The organism is Methylocapsa palsarum, assembly GCF_900114285.1.
In the GTDB taxonomy this organism is placed as follows: domain Bacteria; phylum Pseudomonadota; class Alphaproteobacteria; order Rhizobiales; family Beijerinckiaceae; genus Methylocapsa; species Methylocapsa palsarum.
In genome coordinates, this window is the sequence record NZ_FOSN01000008.1 from 93,616 (window position 1) to 106,150 (window position 12,535).

Sequence of the window (12,535 nt, forward strand, 5' to 3'; positions counted from 1 at the left end):
ACGCGCGTTACAAAAGGCGCGAAAGACTCCACGCCCGCCGCTCCGGCCCTGGCGCCGAGCCCGTCCCGCCCTCCCCGACCCGCCGAACCGCGGCGATGAACGCCGCAATCCTCGCCGGATCCTTGACCCCGGGGGCGCTTTCGACCCCAGAGGAGACGTCGACGCCGGGCGCGCATGTCCGCACGATCGCATCGGCGACATTTTGCGCGTCGAGGCCGCCAGCAAGAAGCCACGGCTTCCTCGTTTCAATCTCGGAGAGAACGCTCCAGTCGAAAGCGGAGCCGTTGCCGCCCGGCCGCGAGGCCCCCGGCGCGGGTTTCGCGTCGAACAGCAGATAATCTGCGGCCTCGAACAGCAGCGCGTGTTCGGCGTCGGCGCGGCCCGCGATGGCGATTGCCTTGATCACAGGCAGCCCGAAGCGGGCCCGGATGGAGGCGATCCGCTCCGGCGATTCATGACCGTGAAGTTGCAGCGCCTGCGGATCGAACGCCGCGATCGCCGCGGCCAGGGAAACGTCGTCGGCGTCAACCGTCAGCAGCACCTTTCGGGCGCGCTTCTCGACGCGCGCGGCCAGAGCCGCCGCCCGTTCGAGACCGACATGGCGGGGGCTTTTGTCGAAATAAACGAAGCCAACCATATCGGCGCCGCAGGCAAGCGCGACGTCGAGAGTTTCCGGCGTTGAGAGGCCGCAGATTTTGACGATCAGGTTCATGGATTGGCAATCGGTTGAAAGACCGGCGGCAGACGCCGCGCGCCCGCCCTTCGACCCTTACGCTTTCTGCGTGTCGGATCGCCGCGCAAGCTCGCTGCGCAGGGTTTTCGCCTCGCCTCTGGCTTTGCGGGCGGCCTGACGGTGACGGCCTTGTTCGAACCACATCGCGATCCCGCCGAGCAGGACGCCGATCATCACGGCCACGAGCAGTACGACGGACAGACGCGCGGTCATATAATAACCCGACGACTCGCCCTCGGTAAAAGGGTCGAAGAACACGGTGACGGGATGACGGTTGGCGATATCGATGGCGACGCCCGCAAGCGCCACCGGAAGAAGAAGCAGCAGTTTCAAAAATGTTTTCATCTGCGCCTGCCGGGAATGTGCGCTCGGCGCACGAAGGTGAACTTGCCGCACGAAGTCAAGTTTGGGGATGAGGATAGCCGTCGGCTCCGCGATAGCGCGTCAGCCTTCGTAGCCTTCATTCAAACGCTCGCGCATTTCCTTGCCGGTCTTGAAGAAGGGCACCGCTTTTTCGTCGACGGCGACCTGGGCTCCGGTGCGCGGATTGCGGCCTACTCTCGCATCCCTGCGCTTGACTGAAAAGGCGCCGAAACCGCGTAACTCGACCCGGTCGCCCCGCGACAGCGCTTCGGTGATTTCGTCGAAAATCGCGTTCACGATCTTTTCCACGTCGCGCAGATAAAGGTGCGGATTGCGATCGGCAATACGTTGAACGAGTTCCGATTTGATCATGTGCCCCGCTCACGAACAAAATTCCAGAATTCGGAAAATCCGGAATTCTGCTCCTTCAGTTCGTTGATTCAATTTGCCAAATCGAAACCAGACCGTCAAGCATGCGGACCTGCGCCAGTTCGGCTCCGTGCGCCAGAGTGCGGCTCAGCCCGCCAAAACCAAGCGTATCGGCGACATGGGCGGAAAAACCGAGAATTCCAAGGCCGCTCCAGGCGCCTTTCGGCTTCCAGTCGCGCACGGGCAATCCTTTTTTCACGGATTTTTCCTGCTCGAGCCAGGCGATCGCCTCGCGCTCGCCGCCCAGCCGGTCGACGAGGTGCAGATCAACGCCCTGGCGTCCGGTAAAGACCCGGCCGTCCACGACCGCGGCGAGCTGCTGGTCGGTCATGGCGCGGCGCTCCTTCACAAGCGTTTTGAACCACGCGTAGCTGTCCTCGACGAGCGAGGCGAGCGCCGCCCGCGCTTCGGGCGTCGTAGGTTCGAATCCATTCGGCGACGCCTTCAACGGAGATGATTTGACGGTCTCCACATTGACCCCGACGGTGTCGAGAAGTTTGGTGAAATTGGGAAACTGGAACAGAACCCCGATGGACCCGACGAGCGAATTGCCCTGCGCCACGATCTGGTCGGCGCCAAGCGCGGCGACATACCCGCCAGAGGCGGCGAGATCGCCAACGACGGCGACGGTCGGCTTCTTCGCGGACAGACGGCGGATGGCGTCAAACAACCGCTCTGATCCGGAGGTCGTTCCCCCAGGGCTGTTGATGCTGATCAGGACCGCGGCGGCCTGGGACTCCTCGATGTCCTGGATCGTCTTGAGGGTCTGCGAACTGCCCGTGATCAACCCGGAGATGGAGAGCTTTGCGATATGAGGCGTGAAGCTCGAGGTCTGGTCGGTCCCGAACAGGCGAAGTCCCGCCGCCAGAACGCCGATGATCGCGACGCCAAAGGCCGCGACTCGCCAAAATGACAGTTTGCGCCGCAACAGACGGCGCTCGACGAGGTAATCAGAAAAAAGTGGCGCGGGCATCGGTCATCCCAAAGTTCGGCCGCCCAAACCATTTCGCGGCTCTAAAAGGCGTCGGCCGCTTCCGCCGATTTCCCCTCGCCAAGAGTTTTGGGTTCAAGGTTCTACCGGCGGGTCGATGGCGGCGCAAGGGCCCTCTCAGATGCTGCTCACCCGGTCTTGAAGCTCCGGCGCGGCGCTTTGGCCCGCGTTTCCGCGATCACCGTCTCGCCCGCGACAGCTTTCGATCCCACCGTGACCTGGGCGACGGCGTTTGCGGGCAGATAAACGTCGACGCGCGACCCGAACCGGATCAGTCCGATGCGGTCCCCGACGCCCAGCGTTTCGCCCTGATGCACGAAACAGACGATGCGCCGCGCGATGAGCCCCGCGATCTGCACGATTCCGAAGCGCCCGGCCGCCGATTCGATGACGAGGCCGTTGCGCTCGTTGTCTTCGCTCGCCTTATCGAGATCCGCGTTCAGAAACAGCCCCGGCTTGTAGGCGATTTTCGTGATCCTGCCGCTGACGGGCGCGCGGTTCACGTGGCAATCGAAGACGGACATGAAGATCGCGATCCGCTGGAGCGGAGCCGCTCCCAGCCCGAGTTCGGGCGGCGGAATGAAAAAGCCGATTGACGAAACGACGCCGTCGGCGGGCGACACAACGAAGGAATCGTCAAGAGGCGTAAACCGCACGGGGTCGCGAAAAAAATAGATGCACCAGAGCGTTGCGAACGCGCCGATCCAGCCAAGAGATCCAAAGAATGACCCAAGGATCAGGGTGGCGAGCCCGAAACCGGCGATGAAGACATAGCCTTCCGGGTGGATGGGCGCGATTTGCTTGCGGACGGAATCGATTATGGACATCCAGATCACCTCTTTTCGGCCGACCTCTAGCATGGGGAGAGGCTCGGGCGAACATCGCCGTTTGCGGCGACGAATCATGTTGGAGCAGAACCATTTTTGGAGAAACGGCTTGAAAAGGGCGCGTCAAGGATCCCCGGGGGCGCGCCGGCTGAATTCGCGAGACTTTTACATGTCGTCGGCCCTCGCCGCCTCTTCGCGCCGGTCGCCCTGCGCCTCGCGGTCCTGCCAGAAGGTCGCGTCGTCGCGGTCCGGCGGCTCTCCGCTCAAACGAATGCTCAGACGGCCGCCCTCCTCCAGCGCGGCGCGGCGCAGGGTCTCTTCCGCCTGCATGATCTCGTTCTGGCGGCTCCACATCGCCGCATAGGCGCCGCCTTGCGCCAGCAGCGCCGCATGCGAACCGCGCTCGATGATCCTGCCCTTGTCGAGCACCAGAATTTCATCCGCATTGACGATCGTCGAGAGCCGATGCGCGATCACGAGAGTGGTCCGGCCCCGGGCGACGCGGTCGAGCGCCGTCTGGATCTCGCGCTCGGTGAGGGAATCCAGAGCCGACGTCGCCTCGTCGAGGATCAGGATCGGCGGTCCTTTCAGGATCGCCCGCGCGATCGCCACCCGCTGCTTTTCCCCGCCGGACAGTTTCAGTCCGCGCTCTCCGACCTGGGCCTCGTAGCCGCCCGGCGCGGATTCGATGAAATGATCGATCTGCGCCAGACGCGCCGCCGCCTTCATCTCGTCTTCGCTGGCGCCGTCCCTTCCATAGAAAATATTATAGGCGATGGAATCGTTGAACAGCACGGTGTCCTGCGGAACGATGCCGATCGCCGCCCGCAGCGACGCCTGCGTCACGCCGGCGATGTCCTGACCGCCGATCGTGATGCGTCCGGAGGAGGGTTCGTAAAAGCGGAAGATCAATCGGGAAATCGTCGATTTCCCCGCCCCCGACGCTCCGACGAGCGCGACCGTCTTGCCGGCGGGCACCTCGAAGCTCACCCCGCGCAGGATCTCGCGGCGCGGGTCGTAATGAAAAAACACATTTTCGAAGCGTAACGCGGTGTCGGTCAAAGCCAGCGGCGCGGCTCCGGGCCGATCCTCGATCTCCGGATTTTTGTTCAGAATATCGAACATCATTTCAAGGTCGATCGCGGATTGCTTGATCTCGCGATAGACCAGCCCCATGAAGCTCAACGGCTGATACAGCTGAATCATCATCGCGTTGACGAACACGAAGTCGCCGACGGTGTTGACGCCGCTCTTGATCCCGGCGGCGCTCATCGCCATCACGCAGGTCAATCCCAACGCGAAGATAATGGCCTGGCCGCCGTTGAGAAACGCGAGCGACGTATAGGTCTCGACGCTCATGCGCTCGTAGCGCGCGATGGACTTGTCGTAGCGCAGCATTTCGCGCACCTCGGCGTTGAAATATTTCACCGTCTCGAAGTTGAGAAGGCTGTCGATCGCCTTGGTGTTGGCGTCGGAATCGCTCTCGTTCATTTTCCGGCGGATGGTGATGCGCCAGTTCGTCGCCAGCGTCGTGAAAACCATGTAGGCGATGATCATGGCGACGACGACGGCGGCGAAACGCCAGTCGAACTGGACGAACAGAACGATAAGGATCAGAGCGAATTCGATGCTGGTCGGAATCGCCGTCAGCATCGTCGTGCGCACGATCGTCTCGATCGAATTGCGGCCGCGCTCAAGAACGCGGGTCAGGCCGCCGGTCTTGCGCTCGAGGTGGAACCGCAGCGACAGCATGTGGAGATGTTCGAACACGTCGCGCGCGAGACGCCGCACGGCGTGCATCGCGACGGCGGCGAAGATCGCGTCGCGAAGCTGGGTGAACAGCGCCATGACGATCCGTAAAGATCCATAGAGCAGGGTCAGCGCCACGGGCGCCGCGAGAAGGCCCGGGACCGGATGGCTCAAGGAGAGGGTCAAGGCGTCGGTCGCCCATTTGAACGCGTAGGGAACCGCAATCGTCGTGACCTTGCCGGCCAGCAGGAGGACCAGCGACGCATAGATGCGCAGCTGGAGGTCCCTGCGGTCGGCGGGCCAGATATAGGGCCAGAGTTTGCGCATCATCGCGCCAAAGACCGGCTTTTTGACTGGCTTTGCGTCTTTCGCCGGCGCATCAAAAGAGAGAGGTCGTGACATCGAGCCCATTCGGCGGCGTGGGTTTAGGTCCGCGCCCGGTCATCCAGAGGAATCAATTCGAACAGGAGCGCCATCGCGCCCGTGGATCGAGGTTCATATAGGACCAGCGCCGGTCAAACCATAGCGTCCCCTTGACCCGCGCACATTCGACCCGGCCGGCCGCCTGTCCTCCTCGACATCGGAGGCGATCGCCGGTAAGGTCGGAGCGCGCCTCGGCTCAAGGTTCGCGGCGGTTCCCGGAAAATGTTCAGAACTTCGCCATGACCCGTTGGAAACGCGCCATGACCGCTCCCTGGTTGCGCCGCGCCGCACGCCGCGCGCTCTTCGTTTTTCTCTGCGTCCTCTGCCTCGGATCGGCGATCTGGGGCGCTTTCGCGCTCTGGTTTCAGCTCCCCTCGCCGGACGGCCTTCGAATGGCGGCCTCCGGGCTTTTCGCCTTTCTGGGCGCCCTCGCGCTGGCGGGCCTTGGCTCGCGCCGCTTCCGGCTTTTTGGGCTGGCCTACGCAATCGCCTTCGCCGGAATTGTCATCTGGTTTGCGCGGATTTCGCCCAGCAACGATCGCGATTTCGCGCCCGAGGTCGCGCATGGCGTCACGGGCGTCACGCGCGGCGACGATCTGATCTTGAAAAACGTGCGCAATTTCTCCTGGACCTCGCCCACGGCCTTCAACGAAGTCTGGGAAGAGCGCCGGTACGATCTCTCAAAGCTTGAATCCGCTGATTTCTATCTGGTTTATTTCATGGGTCCCCTGATCGCCCATTCGATGGTGAGTTTTTCCTTTTCGGACGGGCGCCATCTAATGTTCTCGATCGAAATCCGCCGGGAGCGCCATGAGGAGTTTTCGGCGATCGCGGGATTTTTCAAACGCCACGAACTTGTCTTTCTCGCCGCCGACGAGCGCGACTATCTTTTTCTGCGCAAGGCGAACCGCGAGGACGTCCGCCTGTACCGGCTCAGAATCTCGAAGGACGCGGCGCGCGCGCTCCTACTTCAATATGTCCGCGAAGCCAACGAACTCGCGGTCCATCCGCAATTCTACAACACGCTGACCGCTAATTGCACGACGACCATCTTCTTGATGCTGCGCGCGCTTTCGCCCTCGTTTCCGCTGGATTGGCGGGTTTTGCTCAACGGCTTTCTGCCGTCGTTCGCCTATGAGCACAATCTCGTCGACACCTCGATCCCGCTCAGCGAACTGATCGCGCGGGCGGCCGTGACGGACCGGATCAAGATGGGCCTGAGCGAAATGGCGTTCGGGGCGAGGCTGCGCGAGGGCCTGCCGAGGCCGGAGTGAGCCCTGCGATCAGGCTTTGAGTCATTTTTTTGTGAACCAATCCTGCCAAGAAGAGACCTGCGCCGCCGCCCTTCCTCTCGATCTCGAGCGCGCCGATGGCTTGACCCCTCCCCGCGCCCGGGCCACAAGCAGGCCATGTCATCCCAGCCGATCGCCCGGCAGACCAGTTCCGGGCTCATCCGCCAGATTTGCGTTTATTGCGGGTCCGCCACCGGGGCCGACGCGATCTATGTCAACGCCGCGGCGAGCCTCGGACGGGCCATGGCGCAGGCAGGGATCGGTCTTGTCTATGGCGGAGGCGGCAACGGCCTGATGGGAACGATCGCAAGATCGGTCCTCGAATTCGGCGGCCACGTCACCGGCGTCATCCCGGAATTTTTGCTGAATAACGAGAAACTGCTGCCGGACATTCAGGACAGCATCGTCGTGCCCGACATGCATACCCGCAAGCGGATGATGTTCGAGCGGGCGGACGCGTTCGTCGCGCTTCCCGGCGGCATCGGCACCCTCGAGGAGCTGGTCGAGCAATTGACCTGGGTCCAGCTGGAGCGTCATTCCAAGCCGGTCGTGATCGCCGACGTCGGCGGCTTCTGGCAGCCCCTGCTCCACCTCCTCGCCCATATGCGTCAGCATCGCTTTATTCAATCGTCATTCGAAGTGCGCTATCTTGTCGCCGAGAAAATCGAAGATATTCTGCCCATGATCGAGACTGCGGCGTTGAGGTCCGAGATTCGCGGCCTGCGCAAGGAAACCGTCGATCCAAGATTATGACACCCGCTCGAGCGCGAGCATTCCCGCAGCGGCGGCCCAGTTTTCGTAACGGCGGATTTTACTTTTTGTAACAATGGATTTGGACACGCCGCCTCCGGCTATCGACACGACTTTGAAGGCGGATTCCGGCGACCGGCTGGCCCCGCCCCGTCAACCCTCGCGCAAATCCAGGGCGCGGTTCGCGCTGATCCTGGTTTTTTGCCTGCTGGCGCATCTGGCGATCGTCGCGATGTTCCTGACGCGCGACGAATCCGATCCCGTAATCCTCGCCGAGCAGGAAATCCCGGTCGAACTCGTCGCCGAGATGCCGCCGGAGAAAAAACCGGAGCCCCCGCCTCAGAAAAAAAAGGAAAAAGCGCCGCCGCCTGTCAAGGAGCTGGTGGAGCCGCCGCCGGTGAAGCCGAAGCCGCCGCCGCCAAAAGTCGAGCTTGAGGACGTCGAGGTCGCGCATGACGCGCCGAAGGCGGGCGACAGCGATGCGACCAAGCGCGGCGAACCCGACAAGCCGTCGGCGGCGCCCAAGATTGCGCCCTCGGCCAAGCAGGATCCCCAGAAGCCGCCGGAAAAAAAGACCCCGGACGATCCGCCGCCGGCGGAAAAGGAAGCGGAAGCCGCTCCCGCGCCGGACGCCGCCGAAAAACCCGTCGAGGAGAAACCCGACGCGGAACCGCTCGACAAAGCGAAGCCTCCTCCGCCGAAGCCCAAGGAGAAACAGGCCCCAGCGGCGGCCAAAACCCCGCCCGGGACCGGGCGCGCGAAGAGCGTCGCCGATCAGCTGGCGGCGCTCTCGCCGGCGCCGAGCTATTCGCTGGGCGCCTCCGCCAAATCCGCGCCGATCAGCGGCGGAACCGAAAAAGCGAGCTATGAATCGCTGCTCTATGGCCTGATCCGGAGGCGCTACCAGCCGCCGCCGATTCCGGCGGGCCATTCCATTGTGACCCCCGGCATGATCGGTATCTACATCGACGAAATGGGCAACCTCACGCATCAGGTGGTCTACCGCACCAGCGGGCGTCCGGGCGTCGACAATGCGTGGATGGCCGCCATCCGCCGGGCGGCGCCCTTTCCCGCCCCGCCGCGCGGCGTGCCGCACGCGCTCACCCTCACCTATCCGTCGGATGGGACGTGAGGGCGCGTCAGGCCGCGCCGGACTTCAACAGTTTGTAGGTGATCGCGTCGGCCAGCGCCTGAAACGAAGCGTCGATGATGTTGGCGGAGACGCCGACCGTTGACCAGCTTTCGCCCTTGGCGTCGCGGAACTCGATCAGAACGCGCGTCACCGCGTCCGTGCCGCCCTGGAAGATGCGCACGCGATAATCGACGAGTTCGAGATCCTCGATGTAGCGCTGATATTTGCCGAGATCCTTGCGCAGCGCGAGGTCGAGAGCGTTGACCGGGCCTTCGCCCTCGGCGGCCGAGATCAAAACCTCGCCGTCGACCCGCACCTTGACGATCGCCTCCGACACTGAAACGAGATCGCCCTGCGCATTGTGGCGGCGCTCGACATCGACGCGGAACCGTTCGACCTCGAAATAATCCGGCACCTGCCCCAGAATTCTGCGCGCCAGCAGTTCAAAGGAGGCGTCGGCGCCCTCATAGGCGTAGCCAAGCGATTCCTTCTGCTTCACTTCATCGAGCAGGCGGACAATCCTGTCGTCGCTTTTCTCCAGCCGCACGCCGATGCGTTCGAGTTCGGCGAGAATGTTGGATTTGCCGGCCTGATCCGACACCAAAAGGCGGCGTTTGTTGCCGACGCTCTCGGGCGCGACATGCTCGTAGGTCTGCGGCTCCTTCATGACGGCGGAGGCGTGTATGCCGGCCTTGGTGGCGAAAGCCGAAGCGCCGACATAGGGCGCATGACGGTCGGGCGAGCGGTTGAGCAACTCGTCCAGCGTATGGCTGATCTTGGTCAGCGAGGCGAGATTTTCGAGCGGCACGCCGATCTCGAAGCGCTCCGCGAAGGCGGGCTTCAGCAGCAGCGTCGGGATGAGCGAGACGAGATTGGCGTTGCCGCAGCGTTCGCCAAGCCCGTTCAGCGTGCCCTGGATGTGCCGCGCGCCGGCGAGAACGGCGGCCAGAGAATTGGCGACCGCGTTGTCGGTGTCGTTGTGGGCGTGGATTCCAAGATGCGTCCCCGGCACAACTTTCGCCGCCTCGGCGACGATGCGCCCGATCTCGTGCGGCAGGGTTCCCCCATTGGTGTCGCACAGAACGACCCAGCGCGCGCCCGCGGCATGGGCCGCCCTGGCGCAGGCGAGCGCGTAGTCCGGGTTGGCCTTGAAACCGTCGAAGAAATGTTCGCAATCGACAGCCGTCTCGCGGCCGCGAGTGACGGCGGTGGCGACGGATTCGGTGAGGCTTGCGAGATTTTCCTCGAGCGAGCAGCCGAGCGCGACGCGGACATGGTAGTCCCACGCCTTGGCGACGAAGGTGATCGCGTCGGAATCGGCGTCGAGCAGGCTCATGAGGCCCGGATCGTTGGCGGCGGAGCGCCCTGCCCGCTTGGTCATGCCGAAGGCGGCGAAACGCGCATGCCTGAACGTCGGCTTTTTAGCGAAGAATTCGGTGTCGAGCGGATTGGCGCCGGGATAGCCGCCCTCGATCGTATCGATTCCCAGCCCGTCGAGGAGAGCGGCGATGTGGCGCTTGTCCGTCAGCGAAAAATCGACGCCCGTCGTCTGCGCGCCGTCGCGCAGGGTCGTGTCGTAGAGGGTGAGGCGTTCGCGGGTCATGATGTGGTTTTTCCGGACGGCTGCGGCGTCAGGACTTTCTTCATCCGCGTGTTGCCGAGATATTCGCCGTCGATCTCGATTGTGTTGCGCCGCTCGGCCGTGAAGCCACGCTTCTCGAACAGGGGCTTCGCGGTGTCGCTGGCGTCGGTCACGAGGGCGGCGACACCACGCGCGGCGGCGAGCTTTTCGATCGCGTCGCAGAGCGCGCTCGCAACGCCCTGACGGGCGGCGGCGGGATGAACGTAGAGCTGATCAATCAGGCCGCCGTCCGCGAGGACGATGAACCCGACAGGCGCGCCGCCGATCAGCGCCACAAGGCTCAGACCGCTTTTCAGAGTTTCGCCAAGCGTGTCTTCGTCGTCGGCGCGTAAAATCCAGGCGCGGCGTTGCGCCTCGTCGTAATCATCCTCGGTCAGTTCCTCGATGGCGGCGAGGCGGAGTTCGGCGAGCAGCGGCAGATCGGCCGGAAGGTAGGGCCGCAGCGTCGGTTTGGGGAGGCTGGCGCTGGCGGTCATCGCTTTGGCTCCCATGTTGTCGTTCCGTCCTTGTTGTCTTTCAGCGCAACGCCCATCGCGTCGAGTTCATCGCGGATGCGGTCGGATTCGGCGAAGTTTTTATTTTTGCGCGCGGCGAGGCGCGCGTTGATGAGGCGGGCGACATGAAGTTCGTCGATGGCGAGCCCCGCAGGTTTCCAATGTGTCCATTCAGCCATGCTGCTCTCGAAAAGCCCGAGCAGATGGCCGCACGAGGCAAGGCGTGTTCCCGCAAAGGCGACCTCGTCCGAAGCTTCCTTGTACAAACGCCGCAATGACGTGATGGCGTCCGGCGTGTTCATGTCGTCACTCAACGCCTGCAGGAAGTCCTCGGCGATCATCGCAGGCGACGCGGCGAATTGTTTGGCGAGCGGATACCAGCGATCCAGCTCCTTTTGGCTTTCGCGCAGACTGGAAATCGTCAAATCGATCGGCTGACGATAGTGCGTTTTGAGCATTGTCAAACGCACGGCCTCACCCGGCCAATCGGCGACGACGTCCCGAATGGTGCGAAAATTCCCCAGACTCTTCGACATCTTCTCGCCCTCGACCTGAAGGTGGCCATTGTGCATCCAGATGTTGGCCATCACATCGTGGCCGAAGGCGCAGCGGGTCTGCGCCACTTCGTTCTCGTGATGCGGAAACACGAGATCGATGCCGCCGCCGTGAATGTCGAAGGTTTCGCCGAGATGCGTCCAGCTCATCGCGGAACATTCGATATGCCAGCCCGGCCGGCCGCGCCCCCACGGGCTCTCCCAGCCCGGCTCGACCGCTTTTGAGGGTTTCCACAACACGAAGTCCATCGGCCCGCGCTTGTAGGGCGCGACCTCGACTCGCGCGCCCGCGATCATGTCGTCGAGCGGGCGCCTCGACAGCTGGCCATAGTCCGGCATCGACGGAACATCGAACAGCACATGGCCTTGCGCTTCATAGGCGTTGCCCTTGGCGATCAGCTTTTCGATGATCGCAGTCATCTGCGCCATATGTTTCGTCGCTCGCGGCTCGACATTCGGCGGCAGGCAGCCAAGCGCGGCCGCATCCTCGTGGAAAATTTTTGTCATCTCGTCAGTCAGCACACGGATGTCGATTCCCCGCTCCTTCGCGCGCTGATTGATCTTGTCGTCGACGTCGGTGATGTTGCGGACATATTTGACGTGGTCCGCGCCATAGACGTGGCGGAGCAGCCGGAACAATTGATCAAAGACGATCAGCATCCGTCCGTTGCCGATGTGGAGATGATCATAAACCGTCGGCCCGCAGGCGTAGAGCCGCACATTGGATTCGTCGATCGGGACGAAATCCGTCTTGTTGCGGGTCAGCGTATTGTAAAGCCGAAGCGGCATTGACTTCCCCTGAAGCTCGCGCTGGTCTTCACGCTGGCTTGGGAAGTCGAAGTTGAACTCTTATGAGGACAAGACGGCTCCAGCCAGCGGCGCGGCTAGCCGATACAAATGGTGACAGGACGCGGCCCGGCGGAAACGCTCGGTGCGGAAATGGTCAACCTGAGGCCGGTAAGATGCGCCATCTTTCCACTATCGCCTGCGGACGGCGCCCGTCAACAGCCGCTTTCGTCAAGTCTGATAAAAGTCAACTCTTCGGGAAAAAATCAAGTTTACGGAGAAAACTCCGCAAACTTTAGCGAAAGATTGAGGCGATTAACGGTTTTTTCAAGTCGTCTCAACATAGTCGCAGCGCCGCCCGCTCCCTGCG

Annotated in this window: 12 protein-coding genes; 3 read left to right on the forward strand and 9 right to left on the reverse strand. The window is 62.8% G+C overall.

Annotated elements, in window-relative coordinates:
* Window positions 1-7: 7 nt before the first annotated feature.
* From BM177_RS10600 to BM177_RS10625, 6 genes are all read right to left on the reverse strand, one after another.
* Window positions 8-712: a phosphoribosylanthranilate isomerase gene (locus BM177_RS10600; protein ID WP_091682011.1), complete on the reverse strand. Its 705-nt coding sequence runs from the start codon at window positions 710-712 to the stop codon at window positions 8-10.
* 57 nt (window positions 713-769) lie between these two features.
* Window positions 770-1,078, reverse strand: coding sequence for a LapA family protein (locus BM177_RS10605; RefSeq protein ID WP_091682013.1), 309 nt, complete (start codon window positions 1,076-1,078; stop codon window positions 770-772).
* A 99-nt stretch (window positions 1,079-1,177) separates the two neighbouring features.
* Entirely contained in the window at window positions 1,178-1,468 is a 291-nt protein-coding gene (ihfB, locus tag BM177_RS10610) for an integration host factor subunit beta (RefSeq protein WP_091682015.1), read from the reverse strand.
* A 55-nt stretch (window positions 1,469-1,523) separates the two neighbouring features.
* Window positions 1,524-2,498: a signal peptide peptidase SppA gene (gene sppA / locus BM177_RS10615; protein WP_091682017.1), complete on the reverse strand. Its 975-nt coding sequence runs from the start codon at window positions 2,496-2,498 to the stop codon at window positions 1,524-1,526.
* Window positions 2,499-2,644: 146 nt separating this feature from the next.
* Window positions 2,645-3,343 (reverse strand): phosphatidylserine decarboxylase, encoded by a 699-nt coding sequence (locus tag BM177_RS10620; protein WP_091682235.1) that lies wholly within the window; start codon window positions 3,341-3,343, stop codon window positions 2,645-2,647.
* A gap of 165 nt (window positions 3,344-3,508) precedes the next feature.
* A complete protein-coding gene (locus tag BM177_RS10625; RefSeq protein WP_091682019.1) occupies window positions 3,509-5,494 on the reverse strand; it encodes an ABCB family ABC transporter ATP-binding protein/permease in 1,986 nt (661 codons plus the stop codon).
* 281 nt (window positions 5,495-5,775) lie between these two features.
* On the opposite strand from BM177_RS10625, the gene BM177_RS10630 reads away from it, so the two are divergent.
* The 3 genes from BM177_RS10630 to BM177_RS10640 all read left to right on the forward strand — a co-directional run bounded on the left by BM177_RS10630 (window position 5,776) and on the right by BM177_RS10640 (window position 8,689).
* Entirely contained in the window at window positions 5,776-6,789 is a 1,014-nt protein-coding gene (locus tag BM177_RS10630; RefSeq protein WP_175492567.1) for an Lnb N-terminal periplasmic domain-containing protein, read from the forward strand.
* A gap of 135 nt (window positions 6,790-6,924) precedes the next feature.
* Window positions 6,925-7,560 (forward strand): LOG family protein, encoded by a 636-nt coding sequence (locus tag BM177_RS10635; RefSeq protein WP_175492568.1) that lies wholly within the window; start codon window positions 6,925-6,927, stop codon window positions 7,558-7,560.
* A gap of 112 nt (window positions 7,561-7,672) precedes the next feature.
* Window positions 7,673-8,689 carry an energy transducer TonB family protein gene (locus BM177_RS10640; protein WP_175492569.1) on the forward strand — a complete coding sequence of 339 codons (1,017 nt, stop codon included), beginning with the start codon at window positions 7,673-7,675 and terminating at the stop codon, window positions 8,687-8,689.
* A 7-nt stretch (window positions 8,690-8,696) separates the two neighbouring features.
* Here the strand turns inward: BM177_RS10640 and cimA are convergent, their stop codons facing one another.
* The 3 genes from cimA to cysS are packed head-to-tail and all read right to left on the reverse strand — an operon-like array spanning window position 8,697 to window position 12,168.
* Entirely contained in the window at window positions 8,697-10,292 is a 1,596-nt protein-coding gene (gene cimA, locus BM177_RS10645) for a citramalate synthase (RefSeq protein ID WP_091682025.1), read from the reverse strand.
* Window positions 10,289-10,822: a GNAT family N-acetyltransferase gene (locus BM177_RS10650; RefSeq protein ID WP_244532255.1), complete on the reverse strand. Its 534-nt coding sequence runs from the start codon at window positions 10,820-10,822 to the stop codon at window positions 10,289-10,291. Before BM177_RS10650 ends, cimA begins: the two co-directional genes overlap by 4 nt.
* Complete coding sequence (gene cysS / locus BM177_RS10655; protein ID WP_091682027.1) at window positions 10,804-12,168, reverse strand: cysteine--tRNA ligase; 1,365 nt, start codon at window positions 12,166-12,168, stop codon at window positions 10,804-10,806. The genes BM177_RS10650 and cysS overlap by 19 nt, the downstream gene beginning before the upstream one ends.
* Window positions 12,169-12,535: the final 367 nt, after the last annotated feature.